This is a genomic window from Filimonas zeae, from assembly GCF_014641615.1.
In the GTDB taxonomy this organism is placed as follows: Bacteria; Bacteroidota; Bacteroidia; order Chitinophagales; family Chitinophagaceae; genus Filimonas; species Filimonas zeae.
Genome location: NZ_BMIB01000005.1, coordinates 498,818 through 514,827, shown reverse-complemented (window position 1 = coordinate 514,827; position 16,010 = coordinate 498,818). Strand labels below are relative to the sequence as shown.

Annotated in this window: 14 protein-coding genes and 1 tRNA gene; 13 read left to right on the top strand and 2 right to left on the bottom strand. The window is 38.0% G+C overall.

Annotated elements, in window-relative coordinates; translation table 11 throughout:
- Positions 1-25 precede the first annotated feature (25 nt).
- The 11 genes from IEY13_RS25735 (at position 26) to idi (ending at position 12,093) form a co-directional block, all read left to right on the top strand.
- Positions 26-1,477: an MATE family efflux transporter gene (locus IEY13_RS25735; RefSeq protein WP_188957818.1), complete on the top strand. Its 1,452-nt coding sequence runs from the start codon at positions 26-28 to the stop codon at positions 1,475-1,477.
- An 8-nt stretch (positions 1,478-1,485) separates the two neighbouring features.
- Entirely contained in the window at positions 1,486-2,439 is a 954-nt protein-coding gene (locus IEY13_RS25730; protein WP_188957816.1) for a hypothetical protein, read from the top strand.
- A gap of 69 nt (positions 2,440-2,508) precedes the next feature.
- Positions 2,509-3,582, top strand: a complete 1,074-nt coding sequence (locus IEY13_RS25725; RefSeq protein WP_188957814.1) for a hypothetical protein — start codon at positions 2,509-2,511, stop codon at positions 3,580-3,582.
- Complete coding sequence (locus IEY13_RS25720) at positions 3,563-4,702, top strand: glycosyltransferase family 4 protein (protein ID WP_188957812.1); 1,140 nt, start codon at positions 3,563-3,565, stop codon at positions 4,700-4,702. Before IEY13_RS25725 ends, IEY13_RS25720 begins: the two co-directional genes overlap by 20 nt.
- A 2-nt stretch (positions 4,703-4,704) precedes the next feature.
- Complete coding sequence (locus IEY13_RS25715; RefSeq protein ID WP_188957809.1) at positions 4,705-6,468, top strand: DUF4091 domain-containing protein; 1,764 nt, start codon at positions 4,705-4,707, stop codon at positions 6,466-6,468.
- A 15-nt stretch (positions 6,469-6,483) separates the two neighbouring features.
- Positions 6,484-7,551 carry a DUF1972 domain-containing protein gene (locus IEY13_RS25710; protein WP_188957807.1) on the top strand — a complete coding sequence of 356 codons (1,068 nt, stop codon included), beginning with the start codon at positions 6,484-6,486 and terminating at the stop codon, positions 7,549-7,551.
- A 165-nt stretch (positions 7,552-7,716) separates the two neighbouring features.
- Entirely contained in the window at positions 7,717-8,805 is a 1,089-nt protein-coding gene (locus IEY13_RS25705) for a hypothetical protein (protein ID WP_188957805.1), read from the top strand.
- Positions 8,806-8,910: 105 nt separating this feature from the next.
- Positions 8,911-9,771 carry a glucose-1-phosphate thymidylyltransferase RfbA gene (gene rfbA / locus IEY13_RS25700; RefSeq protein ID WP_188957803.1) on the top strand — a complete coding sequence of 287 codons (861 nt, stop codon included), beginning with the start codon at positions 8,911-8,913 and terminating at the stop codon, positions 9,769-9,771.
- A 3-nt stretch (positions 9,772-9,774) separates the two neighbouring features.
- Entirely contained in the window at positions 9,775-10,803 is a 1,029-nt protein-coding gene (locus IEY13_RS25695) for a GHMP family kinase ATP-binding protein (protein WP_188957801.1), read from the top strand.
- A 140-nt stretch (positions 10,804-10,943) separates the two neighbouring features.
- The gene (locus IEY13_RS25690) at positions 10,944-11,444 is read left to right on the top strand and encodes an RNA polymerase sigma factor (protein ID WP_188957800.1); all 501 of its coding nucleotides are present in this window, start codon (positions 10,944-10,946) and stop codon (positions 11,442-11,444) included.
- A gap of 112 nt (positions 11,445-11,556) precedes the next feature.
- Positions 11,557-12,093, top strand: a complete 537-nt coding sequence (gene idi, locus IEY13_RS25685) for an isopentenyl-diphosphate Delta-isomerase (protein WP_188957798.1) — start codon at positions 11,557-11,559, stop codon at positions 12,091-12,093.
- Positions 12,094-12,237: 144 nt separating this feature from the next.
- Here the strand turns inward: idi and IEY13_RS25680 are convergent, their stop codons facing one another.
- The gene (locus tag IEY13_RS25680; RefSeq protein ID WP_188957796.1) at positions 12,238-13,350 is read right to left on the bottom strand and encodes an acyltransferase family protein; all 1,113 of its coding nucleotides are present in this window, start codon (positions 13,348-13,350) and stop codon (positions 12,238-12,240) included.
- A gap of 101 nt (positions 13,351-13,451) precedes the next feature.
- Here IEY13_RS25680 and IEY13_RS25675 point away from each other — a divergent pair, with 101 nt between their 5' ends.
- Both IEY13_RS25675 and IEY13_RS25670 read left to right on the top strand, forming a co-directional pair.
- Positions 13,452-14,219: an SGNH/GDSL hydrolase family protein gene (locus IEY13_RS25675; protein ID WP_188957794.1), complete on the top strand. Its 768-nt coding sequence runs from the start codon at positions 13,452-13,454 to the stop codon at positions 14,217-14,219.
- 145 nt (positions 14,220-14,364) lie between these two features.
- A tRNA-Arg gene (locus IEY13_RS25670) sits at positions 14,365-14,436 on the top strand.
- A gap of 9 nt (positions 14,437-14,445) precedes the next feature.
- Here IEY13_RS25670 and IEY13_RS25665 read toward each other — a convergent pair.
- Positions 14,446-15,738, bottom strand: coding sequence for a hemolysin family protein (locus tag IEY13_RS25665; protein WP_188957792.1), 1,293 nt, complete (start codon positions 15,736-15,738; stop codon positions 14,446-14,448).
- Positions 15,739-16,010: the final 272 nt, after the last annotated feature.

Genomic DNA, 16,010 nt, shown 5'->3' with positions numbered 1-16,010 from the left:
AGCGTGTTGGGCAAATTGTAAACTAATGAAGTTATTTTCTGTTGTAGGCGTTTTAAAGAACCGATACATTCAATTTATCTTTTCCAGGTATTTCATATATGTTATTCAGTTTGCTAACTCCATACTGATTGCTAAGTATCTGGGGCCTTATTACCTTGGTATTTGGGGCTTTTTGTCATTGGTAATACAATATTTAACTCAGTTTAATTTTGGCATACCGCATGCTTTGAATGTTAAGCTGGCAACCTCTGCTGCAAGCGATGAAGCCTTACAGGACAAAGTGCTATCTAACTCTATCTTTCTGATTTTATTGCATAGCGTTTTTATCCTTTTTATACTCTCTCTGTTAAGCTGGATTGATATTCCTATTCTAAAAAAATATCACTTTAACCAGTACGGTTATATGGTATTAGGAGTGGCTATCCTGCAAAACCTGAACCAGCTTTTTATTTGTGTTTATCGGGTTAAAAATTTACTACGACCTATTATTTTTTACCAGGCTCTAATGCCTGTGTTGTCTTTGCTTGTTTGTTTTTTAGGCACTACTAAAATGCTGCTTTATGCTTTACTGATAAGCCAGTTGGTAAGCTATGTGTTGTCGTTGATAGTGTTTATGTATAAAGCTCCTGTCAACATAAAATGGACAGTGAATCTGCCTTTATCATGGGATATTCTTAAGAAGGGGATGGCATTACTGCTATATAACGGAAGCTTTTATTTTATAATGATTGTAACGAGAACAGCAGTAAGTATATATTTTGGTGTAAAAGAGCTGGGATACTTCTCTTTTGCATTAAACCTGGCGCAAGCAACTTTTTTGGCTTTAGATACTATTTCATTTCTTATTTTCCCCAAATTAATCAATAAATTCAAAGACAAGGAGGGGAATGAACTTATAGCAAACGTTGAATTTGTAAGAAAGCATTATAGCTTTGTTGCGTATCTCCTGATATTTCTTTCTCTATTATGCTTCCCGGTCATTTTAGTTTTAACTCCTGAGTACGCCAATTCTTATAAATCGTTCGTGCTATTATCAATAAGTATGGCTTTGTTGTCTGGCAGCTTTGGAATTTCAACGCTGTTTGTTGCTTTTGGGAGGGAGCTTTTATTGGGTAAAATAGCTTTGGCTGCTCTTCTATTAAACACTTTGATTGTTTGGGGTATTTGCTCTTTTTCAGCAAATTTTTACATGATCGCTCTGGCACCAATTGCAACTTATTTTGTTTACTGTATTCTTCTGAGCTTTTATTACAGCAAGCTTTATTTAAATACCAGCGGAAGCAGAAGCATTCTTTCTGCTTTGGATTGGAAATTATTATTCCCTGTTGCAGTACTCCTTGCCGGAGTATTCTCAGAATTTCTACTAATACAGTTGGCTGCCTATATATTAATCATCTTGCTTAATCTTTCTAAGTTCGGAAGTATAAGCAGGATTATGAAAAATGTAATGAATAATCCTGGTTCATTAAAAATATAAATGTATCAATGAATAAGGCAAATATTTACGTATGCTCTAAGCCGCTTCAGTATTTTAACGTAACGAATTTGCCAAGAGAAGCAGACACGAAAAATGTTCTGGTAATAGAAAACAGATTTAAAGAGGCAGAAAAGTTTTATGAGAAAATAAAGAAAATTGACAGAAGCTGGGATGAGGTAATATTTCTATCTAATAGAATACAGTTGCTGGCATTGTGTTTATTTCGCTTTCGTGTAGTCAATTTTTATTATTATCTGGATTGGCTGCTGGTGCCAGCTTTAATGTTGTATTTGCTGCCGGCAAAACAGATATACATATACGAAGAGGGAGTTGGCTCTTACCGTCTTGATATCTTTAATAAAACATCTGCGACCAGAAGAAAGGTGCGAAAGTGGCTGAGGATTTCTGAGTATCCGGGGCTTCACCCCAGGGTAGAAGGAATGTATGTTTACGGGGCAGAATTTTATAAACAAAGATTTGAGGGGAGAGGTAAAGTTTTAAATGTACTTTCTTTTGTGAAGCCTTTTAACGTAATGCTGGCTATTATGAATAGCAGAGCAATTGAGCTATTTGAAATAAACCAGAAGGAGACATTTCAAATGATATCAGGTTGCAATGTTTTGGTATACATTTCTACATGGCCATTCGATATATCAGAACTGAGTGCTTTAAATACTGAGGCTTATGATTATTGCATCGTAAAATTGCATCCACATATTCAGCAATTTAAAGAAGATAAGGGTGATAATGGGAGGTTTATTTTTGTGGGAACAACTATACTTGCTGAAGTATTAATAAGTGTTTTGTTAGAGAATAATAATCAACTTTATATATATCACCATAACTCAACTTCAACTATTTATTTATCTGAAAAGCAGCATAACATCAAAAGCATAAGAAATATTGCGCTGCACCAGGACGAATACAATATAATTTATAAAGGGCTTAAGCCGGCAAGCTAATTTTGAACATTGGGACAAAATACTAATATATCAAAGAACTATTGGGGAGAAACAATAGCTGTGTGCCTTTTGTCTGCAAATACCCTGTTTTTTTTTCCTTTAGATAAAGTTTTACTTATTTTTTTTGTCTTTGCTTTGGTTATTGCCAGAGGTGAGAAAATGATTGTGCCAATAAATAATTGGATAATCTATATATTGGTTTTAATTTCATGTGTTGTTAGTTCTGCTATTAATCTAACTGCTAGTGTAATAACACTTTTCCCAATTCCTGCACTTGCATTTGTATATTTTGCTGTACACTATAAAGATTTTTTTCGTCTTTTATATGGAGGGATGACTTTGCATGTTGTATTGGGGTTTTTGATATTGATTGTTTCCTATATAATTCCTGATATTGGCTGGTATGGCTCTTTGTGGACAAAAGGGATGCCTTTTATTCATACCCCTATGGGCTTTGTTTCTACTGTTCAGGTTTATGGTACTTTGTGTATCATCTGGCTTATATTATATTATTGTAAGCGACGGATGAATGATGTTACACGAGTTGATAAACTTCTCTACTTTATAGTTACTGTAGCTATTATTGCAACCTGCAACAGGTCAACCTACTTGTTTTATTTTTTACTGCTGATTTTTAATGACAGACGTATTTTGTTATTATATTTTATAGTTGTTTCTATTGCAATCATTTTGCTTTTTAACGAAGGCCTCGGTAATGTGCTATTCAATATTGACACCTTGGAATCACGTTCGGAGCTATTGGAAGGCTTTAATTTGTCATTCTGGAAAACGGGTAATATCTATACTTACTTGTTTGGACGTGGAACGAACATTCTGGGTGAAGAGGTGCTGAATAAGGTAAAATGGGACTATCGTTCCGATATCGAAAACGGATATGCTATGCTTCTTCATACCTATGGATTCTGGGGGCTGGGTGTATTTGTTTTTTCAGCATTGGCTTTTGTGGTGAAACTTTTTCTTCAAAGGCATTGGCAATTGGGGATTATAGTATTTTATTATTTTTTCATATCAAGTTATTTTACTCAGGAGTTTGTTTCAACGAGCTTCTATTTGTTGATTATAGCCGTATGCCTGGTGAGTAATATGAACAAAAAAGCCACTTATGAATTTACTGGTAATTAATCCATCTGTTGATTTATATGGGTCAAATAGAATTTTGGCCAACACCCTTATATTTCTCCAAAAGGAACATAAAATAACGCTGATATTGCCTTCGGATGGCCCTTTCAAGGAATTTCTTGAACAGAAAGGGGTAAAGGTTGAGGTAATTATATATAGTCAGTTACCTATCATTTCCAGGGGAATGTTTTCATTCAGCGGCATGGTGGAGCTGATACAAAATTACCGACAGAGTAAAATATTACTCAAAACGCTTCAGGAGAAACATGCAATAGACCTGGTGTATGTTAATACTCAATCAGCTCTCTTCTTTTTGAGAATTTGTAAGAATCGTGTACCGAATGTGCTTCATGTTCATGAGATAGTTGAAAATCCGGCACTTGTGGCAAAGTTTATTAATCGGAAATCATTGAAATGGGCTGATAAAATAATTGCTGTATCAGAGCCTGTAAAGGGGAATTTGCTAAAATACGCCCCGGTACGTTTTTCGTATAAGGTTGAGGTGGTATTAAACGGAATTGAAGATGTTTTTGGGGGCGAGGGGCGAGGTTTAAACAATGAAGGTCGCTCGAAAATTGTAATAACCCTGATAGGAAGGATTAAGCCTGAGAAGGGAATCTGGTTTTTTTTAGATGCAATTGCAGCTTTGTCTGATGAGGTTGCCCGGAGATGCATTTTTAATATAGTGGGAAGCGCTGCCCCTAATGGAGAGAGCTGGGTGGAAAAGCTGAGGAGTGATATTGAACATCATAAATTTAAAGAGAATATAAAGTATACATCCTTCATTACTGATGTTTCTGATATTCAAAAAGAAGCAGACATATTAGTTGTGCCTTCTTTAATGAGAGATCCTTTTCCTACAACGGTTCTTGAAGCAATGGCTGCAGGAAAGCCTGTTATTGCAACCAATAATGGTGGGGCTGTGCAGGCTATATCGCATGGGGAGACTGGTTATTTGATTGCCCCCGGAGATATTAAACAATTTGCAGCTTATATGGAGCAGCTAATTGAGAATAAGGATTTACGTAACAGTCTTGGACTTAACGGCAGGAAGACATATGCCAGCAGATTTACAATGAAGGAGTTTGAAGCTAGTTTTTTAAAGACTTTCTTAACCAGATAACCATGAATATGAAAAACATCCTTGCTATTTGTCTGATTGTTTTTTTCTCAACAGCCAGTTGGTCACAAAGCGCTGTGGGTAAATTTGAAAAATTTGGTAATCCAACTGCCTTTTCAAAGGTTGATCCTAAGCAATGGCAGCTGTTAAGCAAAATTATTAATCTGTCTGTTGTTGGTTTTAACAAGAGGGTTCCTTATAACAGATGTCCTATTTCAGATTCAGGAGATGATGGAACAGTTAAAGCATGGAAAGGAGAATATGTTAATTTCCAGCTTGTAGTAAGCAGCAAGAAAAAAATTAAGCAGATCAAGGTAAGTGTTGACAATTTTTCTTCCGGAGAAAATCAGATAGCAAGTTCAGAAAATGCCAGAGTAGGGTTTGTATACTATGTTGTATGTGATAATACAAGAGGAGTATGTAAAAAAAAGGATTACCCCTATGAGAATGTGCTGATGCCGGATATTATCGATTTTAAGGGTACTGCATCGTTTGTTAACGCTAATGCCAACAGGCCTGTTTGGATTAAGGTTTTTATTCCCTTACAATCTGCAGCAGGAACGTATAAAGGACAGGTTACTGTTAACGCAGATGGGGTGAGACTTACTAAGACGCTATCTCTCGTTGTATCTGAGAATGCTTTGCCGACAGTTGATAAGAGGAACTTTTTTCTTGATTTATGGCAGTATCCTATGGTAGAAGCTGACTATTATAACGTAACACCCTGGTCGGACAAGCATTTTAAATTAATGGAACCAGCTATGGTTAGGTTACAAAATGCGGGGCAGAAGTCTATTACAACCAGCTTTTTTTGGGATGTTTTTAACCCCCGTGTGAGGGATATTAAAGAGATGATGATACAAGTTGTCAAGACCCGATCCGGTGGATGGGAGTATAACTTTGAGAACTTTGATAAGTGGGTTAAGTTTATGATGACGTTGGGTATTAAAGATCAGATTACCTGTTTTGGAATAGCCCCGTTAAACTACAGGTATTACTTTTACGATCAGGCACAAAGTAAAATGACTTATTTTTCCCAGGGGGTAGATGGAGCAGATTACAAGAAATTCTGGCTTTCTTATTTAGATGCTTTTGAGAAACATTTAAAAGGAAAAGGTTGGTTTGAAATAACAGCTCTTGGAATTGACGAAAAGGAGGCAGATGTTTTAACCGCATTAATTTCTTTTATTAAAGGGCACAATAAAGATTGGAAAATCGCCTTCACCGGAAAGTATTTCCCGGAATATCAATCTTCCATATATAATTACTCCGTGATATCTAATCAACTTGTTCCGGAAAATATTATTAAAGAAAGAAGTGCAAAAGGTTTCAAAACTACTTTTTATACAAGTTGCTGGGAAATTTTCCCCAATACCTTTGTTATGTCCGATCCAATAGATGCAACCTGGCTTGGCTGGAATGCTGCAAACAGGAGTATGGACGGCTACTTGAGATATGCTTACGATTATTGGGGGAAATCAGTGCTTTTTGATTCACGAAGTGATGTTGCAGCTGGTGACAGGTTTTTAGTTTATCCCGATAACAATAGCTCGATTCGTTTTGAGATGTTATGTGATGGTGTTGAAGATTATGAAAAAGTACGTCAGAAAAAAGGCATAGGTATGCCTGCAGTTGGGTTGAGAGCAGCAAAAGATGATGTTGGAATAAAAGTTAAAGATGGGTTATCTATTTTCGATTTTAAAAAGGTCAATGCTCAAAAGTCCCGTGAGCAACAGATAAAAATTGCAAGAGACTTATTGGTTCAATAAAATGTTTTAAGGCGAATGAACAAGAAGCATGTGGCTATCATTGGCACAGTTGGCGTGCCTGGTAAATATGGAGGGTTTGAAACTTTAGCTCATAATCTGATAATACAACTAAAGGAGCGTCTTGACTTTTCTGTTTATTGCAGCTTTGCTGCATATGAGGAACATCCACAGGAATGGGAAACGGCTTCATTAAAGTATATTAAATTGAAGGCCAATGGGATACAGAGCATCCCTTATGATATTATTTCATTGTTGTCGGCAGTGAAGCATGCGGATGTAATTCTCGTATTAGGCGTTTCCGGAGCCGTAATCCTTCCGTTTTTACCCAAAAAGTTGAAGAAGCGGCTTATTGTTAATATTGATGGTATTGAGTGGAAGAGAGATAAATGGAGTCCGGGAATAAAGGCATATCTGAAATTTTGTGAAAAACTTGCAGTGAAACATGCCGGGGTTGTGGTAGCTGATAATCTCGAAATTCAAAAATATGTTGAAGATGCATACGCCAGAAGAAGTGAGTTGATTGAGTATGGTGCAGATCATATTGCGGAAAATTCGGTTAATAAAACGCAGAATGTACCTTACGCGTTTACGGTATGCCGTATAGAGCCCGAGAATAATATACACCTGATCCTTGAGGTTTTTGCTGAAACTGATTACCAGCTAAAAATGGTGGGCGGCTGGAATCAATCTGATTACGGCCGAGATTTATATTCTAAATACAATCAATGTGAAAATATTGAACTGATAAATCCTATTTATAATCAGAAGGAGCTGGATTTAATACGAGGCAATGCCCGCATCTATATACACGGCCATTCGGCAGGTGGCACTAACCCGTCGTTGGTTGAGGCAATGTATCTGGGATTACCTGTGGTTGCTTTCGATGTGCGTTATAATAGAGAAACGACGGGTAATAAAGCTTATTTTTTTAGCAATGCTTCCAGTCTGAAGGAAGTATTAAAGAATCTCAGTGATGCCGACCTGGCTAATTGTGCCAGAGACTTAAAGGAAATGGCAATGACAAGGTACACATGGAAAGTTATTGCCGAAAAGTATGAAAAGGTAATTAACGGAGTGAAATAAATACGATTTCAGGCAAAAAAATTAAAAGCAGATTAAGAGAAGCATATTATGAATGAAATGGGTATTAAAAAAGCGTAAGAATGTTTTAGAGGTTACAAAAGTCACATATTTTAGATGTGGGAAGTAACCCTTTAATAATTTTTACAACTTTAATTCATTTTAGTTATGAGAGCGCTTCTAGTGTTCGTGCTTGCTGCATCAACAGTATTATATAGCTGCAGAAAAAGCCAAACCCCAAAATCTAACGAGCTTGATGAACCTGTTGACACAACTACTTACTTTTATACTCCTGTTTCAATAGGAAAAGGAGTGGTAGCAGGAAGTGTTTACAAAACCAACGAATTTGCAGCTTTTACCGATCTCACGTTTTTTGATAAAGCATGGTTTATTGTTTACAGAGTGGGTTCTAACCACGTAGGTGGAACAGATGGCGTAATAAAGATTCTGAAAAGTACAGATACGAAAACATGGCAGGTAGATAAAACAATTGCATTAAATGGATTGGATTTGCGGGATCCAAAACTTGAAATTGATACCTATTCGAATAAGCTGTATCTGACGTTCTTTTCCAGCGAGAAGACTGGAAAAAAACTTAATTACATCTGTGAATATAAAAGGGCTCATCAATGGACTGTACCTGAACAAATGAGTTCAGAAACCGACAAAGGTCTTAACTTTTTACTTTGGCGCCTAACCTATTATAAAAATAAAATGTTTTCAGTTGGATATAGATTTCCTATTTCTAACGATAGTACTTACAAAGGAGGAATTGAGCTTTTTGAAAGTACGAAAGACTTTAAGCAGTATAAGTCGCTGGGTAATTTAGAGATGGCTGGTGTGCCAACTGAAGCTACAGTAAGATTTGATGAAAACTCAATTATGTACTGTATATCCAGAACAGAAAAGAAAAACAGCCCTATGGGGATAGCCTACCCTCCTTATCAGAAAATGCGCTGGATTGAAGAGGCATTTCTGACACGGATTTCTTCGCCTAATTTTCTTCTTTATAAGAAACATTTTTTGATAACAGGACGGGATGGCAGAACGGGCATTTTGAAATTTATAAGTTATGATCCGAAAGCTTCTAAAGTTGAGAAGGTGTTTTCGTTCCCATTTGCAGGAAAAGAGACGGGATATGCGGGTATGTGCTTTAATCCATCTAATCCGAATGAGCTGTTAATAAGTTACTACTCAATTGAGGCTAATGGAAGCTCTATTTTCCTTGCAAGAATTGACTTAAGTCAGTTTTTATAGGCTTTAAAAATGAATTTTATCAATTGTAAACTCCGGCTAAAAATACCGGAGTTTTTAGTTTCTGGGAACAAGCAATCCCTATCTTAGCTGAATTAATAATATTGCATGAAAGGAATTATTCTGGCAGGTGGGTCTGGTACCCGCTTATACCCTATAACCAAAGGAATAAGTAAGCAACTGATGCCAATTTACGATAAGCCGATGATTTATTATCCTTTGTCGGTTCTTATGTTAGCTGGTATACGTGAAGTTTTAATTATCACAACCCCTGAAGACAGTGTTCAATTCAAGCGCCTGCTCGGAGATGGCAAAAAACTGGGATGTACATTCGAATATGCAGTTCAGGAAAAGCCAAATGGCCTTGCACAGGCTTTTGTGATTGGTGAGGATTTTGTTGGGCAGGATAAGGTTGCTCTGATTTTGGGCGATAATATTTTTTGGGGAGCAGGTTTTAGTCAACTGGTTCAGTCTTTCAATGATGTAAATGGTGCTGCCATTTTTGCTTATGAGGTACATGACCCTGAAAGATATGGAGTGGTAGAGTTTGATGAGAACTTCAAAGCATTGTCTATAGAAGAGAAGCCTCAGGCGCCAAAATCTAATTATGCTGTACCAGGACTGTATTTTTATGACAATGACGTAGTTGAGATAGCTAAAAACATTGCTCCCTCTGCCCGTGGAGAATATGAAATTACAGATGTAAACCGCATTTACCTGGAAAAAGGAGCGTTACAGGTAGGGGTTATGAATCGCGGGGTAGCCTGGCTGGATACAGGAACTTTTGAGTCGTTAAGTGACGCCTGTGAATTTGTGCGGGTAATTGAAAAGAGGCAGGCTACAAAAGTAGGCTGTATAGAAGAAGTGGCTTACAGAATGGGATTTATAGATGCAAATCAGTTACAGGCGTTAGCAGAAGAGTATGCTAAAAGTGGGTATGGCCAATATTTAAAAGGGCTGATAAAGTAACGTATGTTGTTTAGAAGTAAAGCGCCCTTGCGTTTGGGGCTTGCCGGGGGAGGTACAGATGTTAGTCCATACAGTGATTTATATGGTGGCGCTATTTTAAATGCCACGATCTCTTTGTATGCGAATGCCTCTATTGAAATAATTCAGGAGCCAAGGATCATTATAGAAGCATTGGACAGGCAGGAGAGGGAAATATTTGATCTGAATATGCCGCTGCCTGTTGACGGAAAGCTTTCTTTGGCTAAAGGCATTATCAACAGAATTGCAAAGGATTATGGCCTGCCTGAAGGTGTTGGTTTTCGACTTTCTACTTATGTTGATGCACCGGCGGGGTCGGGACTTGGCACATCATCTACTCTGGTGGTTTCTATTATAGGAGCTTTTGCTGAGTTGCTAAAATTGCCTTTAGGTGAGTACGATATTGCTCACTATGCTTATGAAATAGAGAGGAACGATCTGCAGCTTGCAGGTGGAAAGCAAGATCAGTATGCTGCCACTTTTGGTGGGGTTAATTTTATGGAGTTTTATGGAGAAGATAAAGTAATTGTTAATCCTCTCCGTATTCGTCAGGAGTACCTGCACGAACTGGAAAACAATATTCTACTTTATTTTACTGCAACCAGCAGAGAGTCTGCCAATATTATTAAAGAGCAACAAGCCAATGTAAATAATAACCGGCAGGAGTCATTAGAAGCAATGCATAACCTGAAAGAGCAGGCACGGCTAATGAAAGAAGCACTGTTGCGTGGACAGCTGCATGAAATTGGAGCGATATTGGACTACGGCTTTCAACAGAAAGCTAAAATGGCACATAATATTTCCAATTCATTAATTGAGGAAGTTTATGCAAATGCAAAACTGGCAGGTGCCACCGGAGGTAAAATATCTGGTGCCGGTGGTGGAGGCTTTATGTTTTTCTATTGCCCGGGGAATACACGCTACGCTGTGGCGAAAGAGCTACAAAAAATGGGAGGGGAGGTTAAGAAGTTTTCTTTTACTCAGCATGGACAGACTAGCTGGACTGTAAAATAGGAGCGAAAGCAAGAATTTGCCCCTTATTCATGGTGATACAAAGTTTGTGAGATTTTGTTAAAGAAAGGATGGGGAATATTTGCATTTGGCCGCCTTTTTGAGTAGATTTAGGTATAACACCTTACAAGCACCATTGCCTTATGTCTACTCTAGAATTCAACCAAATGCTGATGAGCAATGTGGACTTTCTTAAGCCCTTTGCTGTAACGCTTACGCGGGATACAGAATCTGCGAAGGATTTGTATCAGGAAACTCTGTTTCGTGCTCTGGCGAACAGGGAAAAGTATAATGTAGGAACTAATATAAAGGCCTGGCTTTATACCATTATGCGCAATGTATTTATCAATAATTACAGGCGTAAAAGTAAGCAGAGTATATTATTTGATAATACTCCAAATGATTTTTTGCTGAATAACAATCAGTGTGTTACGTCAAATGGTGCTATTGGCGCCATTAACATGCGGGAGATTCATAAAGCTTTACGTGATCTGCCTGAGATATTCAGAAATCCATTTTTATTATACTATGATGGATTTAAGTACTTTGAAATTTCAGAAATTTTAGGGGAACCGTTGGGAACCATAAAAAGTAGAATTCATTTTGCCCGGAAAATGCTAAAGACGCACTTGCAGCGATATTAAACTGAGAACAGTGTAAGGGTTTCATTACTCAGTCTTTATATATTATAATCGTTATATGCCTTGGGGCCGGGAATATTTTCCGGCTTTAAATTAATCAGGAAATTCACTTATTATGGAACAGGTTATTCTGGTAGATAACGAAGACCAGCAAATCGGAGCTATGGAGAAAATGGAAGCGCACAGAGCAGGCCTTTTACATAGGGCGTTCAGTGTGTTCATTTTTAATAAAAAAGGGGACATGCTTTTACAGCAGCGGGCTACCCAAAAGTATCATAGCGGCGGATTGTGGACTAATGCCTGTTGCAGTCACCCAAGACCAGGTGAAGAAACTTTTTCAGCCGCGCAAAGGCGTTTACAGGAAGAGATGGGATTTTCTACCAGCCTTGAAAAAGCATTTGATTTTACTTATAAGGTTAAACTGGATAATAATCTTTCTGAGCATGAATTAGATCATGTTTTTGTTGGTGAATACGAGGGAGTAATTACACCTGATGTAGCAGAAGTGAGGGATTATTGTTTCAAAAGTGTTGAGAGTATTCTGGAGTCTATGGAGCTACAGCCACATAAATATACTGCGTGGTTTCAAATCGCATTTCCAAGAGTAGTGGAATGGGTTAATATCAATGCCGGGCAGAAGGTTGCTGTTTAAACGCACTGTATTAGTTATGACCGGAAGCTCCATGGTGGGATCCAGGAGCTTGTTTAATAAAGCGGTAAAGGGCACCCGTCAGGTGCCCTTTACCGCTTTATTAATTTAATGCGCCCCCTTGCCTATGGAACTGTAGGTATATCACTAAACATTATTAGCGCTGCCAGAAGTTGCCATCCTTATAGCTGCTTCGTCTTCTCCCGCAACGGGTTTGTTTATTTTACCAGTTACTTTTTTGCCTAAACGAATAAAATATAATTCGAAATAAGTGTAGCAGAAGTAGCTACTGAGAAGAGTAATTGCAACTGCGGCGGATAGGTGAATAATGGGTGACAATTGAATTTTTAAAACTGTAGCTATAAACTTAAGTATAATAAACACAATAGGATGTAGCAGGTAAATAGAGAAACTTGCTTCTCCCAGAAATCTAAGGGAGTTGTCAACGGTGGGTATTAAGCGAAATGTGTTTTTATAGAATGCCAGGCATAATAGAAAGCTCGCAGCAAATAGTATGACTCTATTAATCCCTGCTGCTAAATTTAGTCCAACGGGAACATAAAATATAAAAGCAATCAAAGCTATCATAAAGATAGAAATGTTTACCCATGAAGAAAATTTCATATGAGTAAGGTATTGACCCATTAGATAGCCACTTAGGAATAGGAAAACCTGATTTAAAGGGTTTACATAAATAGCCCATTGATCTTTGTTAAAGAGCGAAGCATCTATGTGTAGGTTAAAAAAAGCGAAATAAATAAAGGCTGATAAAAGAAGCATTGAAAATGCAATAAAAGCGACTTTATTCTTTTTTGATAAGTAGACAAAAATCGGGAAGAAAGTATAAAACACAAGCTCATTACCTATTGACCATACGCCTGTACCGATATAGCCGTCCCATTTAAAAAATCCAAATAAGCCTGTGAGGTTTAAGAAAAGTAATTTGAGATCTGGTAAATGACGATTTGAAGCTACAGTGAGTAAAATAACAAGTATCAATAAAGGGTAAATCCTGAAAATGCGTTTAAGAAAGAAATCTTTCAAGTCACTGGCGGATGGCTTCATTCTATAAAAATATACATGATACAAAGTCAGGCCGCTCAGAATATAGAAACTCGAAACACCATAAACTCCCCATTTTCGTAAGAATGAGTCATCCGCAGGTACCCCATAAAGCCAGCTATAACAATGATAAATCATTATACCAAATGCTGCCATCCCTCTTAGATAGTCTAACGTAAAAAGTCTTTGATTACCCATAATGAGAAATTCCCCGATTGAAATTAGAATTCACTTAAATCAACATTAACAACATTGGTGATTTAATATGACGGTGTAAATTACAGACAAACGATTCTAAAATGTCTATCTCGCGGCGTGATTTTTTTTCGATTGCTTTTGTTGGGGCCATTTTTAATGCATGTAAGAAGGAGGCTCAGACTGTAAATGAGGAAACTCCAGAGTACCCAAGTGATGATATTTTGTCTGCCCGGTTTAATAAAAAACTTACTATTGGAGAACATGAACGGTTAGTGTTTGTGGGAGATTCCATAACATGGGGCCATCGTGACGCTGCTATCCTTGAACCAAACAAAGGACTCGGAGACGGATACGTACAGGAAATAGCAAGGTTGCTGGCAAGTAAAAGTATGTTGAAGGAGTGTGCTGTATATAATAGAGGGGTAAGTGGAAATACCACCAAGGATTTGCTGACGCGATTGGATAAGGATGTTATTTCTTTAAAACCAACGATAGCAGTTGTTTTAATTGGGGTTAATGATCTCAGGCATAATTTTAAACCCGAAGAGTTCTATTATAATTATAATAACATCTTAAAAAATCTTCAGGAAAAAGTGCCGGGTGTTAAACTCGTTGTTTGTGAGCCTTTTATTTTAAGTAACATGGAGGGATACAGTGGCTATTTGCCTGTATTTACAGAGTATAGAAGGCAGATCAGAAAGTTAGCAAAAGAGGTCGGTGCTATTTTTGTTCCTTATTATGACGCTTTTTTCCATGCACTACAGACTGCAGAGGCAAAGACGCTTTTATATGATGGATTTCATCCCACACCAGCCGGCATTAAAATAATTAGCAATAAATGGATAGAATATTGCAGCTTTCACAAATGAGGATGGAGCTTAAGTTCTGATAATAAATAAATCAGGAATTTTCCAGAGTAGGCAGGGCTTCGCAATAATAAATGCAGGTTTTTGAGAACTATTTTATTTTGCTTTAATGAAGAAACCCTACTTTTGTGCCCCGCATCTCAATATTGGCCTTGTAGTACAATGGATAGTATAAGAGTTTCCGAAGCTCCAGATCCAGGTTCGATTCCTGGCGAGGCCACACTTCACGCTAGCTCAAATCTTTCACCAGCAGACTAACTATAGAGTTCATTTTCATCTGCACTACTGTTACCTCGTAGTTATCAATTACAATGGTGTCGTTTAGTTTGGGAATCCGGCGAAGATGAAATATCACAACTCCTCCCAGAGTTACAATCTGACCTTCTTTTTCAATAGGTCGTGGTAATAATTCATTGATATCATCTAAAGAAGCGGAGGCCAGTACCTTGTATATTTTCTCTCCGGTTTGTATTACTACCGGCGCTTCATTGTCATACTCATCCTGAATTTCCCCTACCAGTTCTTCCAGCAGGTCTTCCATGGTTACAATTCCTGTTACATCTCCATATTCATTTACCACAATAGCCATCTGGTGATGTTTTACCTGAAACTCCTTCAGCAGTTTGCCGATGTGCATGTTCTCAGGTATAAATAACGCCGGCCTGGTAATAGCGTTTAAGTCTAATGCTTCTTTTCTGCGCAGCTTCAGCAGAATATCCTTCATATAAATGATGCCTTTTACATCATTAAAGGATTTGTCATACACCGGCATGCGGGAATAACCTTCTTCAATCAGTTTTTCCAGCACCTCTTCCTCATTAAAGGCATTAATATCTACGGCAACTACCTGGATGCGGGGAATTTGCACCTGCTTTACCATCCGGCCCGAAAAATCAAAGGCGTTTATAATAATGTCAAAATCTGCTTCCTGAATAGTACCGCTTTCACGCCCCTGCTCCACTATATAGCGGAGTTCCTCACTGCTATGAACATCTGAGCCATGTACGCTGGAAATGCCTGCTGCTTTCAGTAACACATTGGCAATGCTGTTTAACAGCCAGATAAACGGGCGAAAAATGGTATAAAAAAACTGGAGGGGGTAAGCTATCAGTAGTGTAGTTTTCTCTGATCGTTGAATGGCCAGTGATTTAGGAGCCAGTTCACCAAATACGATATGCAGAACGGTGATAATAGCAAATGCGAGTGGAAGTGCTATGTTATGGGCTAGTTCAGGTTTAATGTCCACGCCAAACAACTCCATGACGCTGATAATGATACGGGAAACAACCGGTTCACCTATCCAGCCCAGGCCTAAGCTGGCCAGGGTAATGCCTAATTGAGTGGCAGCAAGATAGCCATCAAGATGCAAAACTATGTGTTTGGCCAAACCAGCTGTTTTATGGCCCATTTTCACTTTTACTTCCAGTTGGGAAGCACGCACCTTTACAATTGCAAATTCTGCAGCCACAAAAAAGCCGTTCAGCGCAACCAGTAAAAAGGTGATAACCAGGTTAAAAAACATAGTAATTCTTGATTGATATGCAAAAAAAGGGTTTTATAATCAATTGCATATCGTTTTTCGGAGGAGAAAGTTGTGCCAGGCGGAAAACAGGCAGTACACATTAGGCCCGTTTCTCCGCTGGTCTTCATAAATAAGCAGTGCAAACATACGAACGGTAGTAATTACCTTGTTTACGCAATGAGTAAATAAATTATTAAATCGGGAAAAATAAAGCCCCGCCGGTAAGAAACGGCGGGGCTGCTTATTAATGAAGCCAGTGAGTTTTGGCCGTG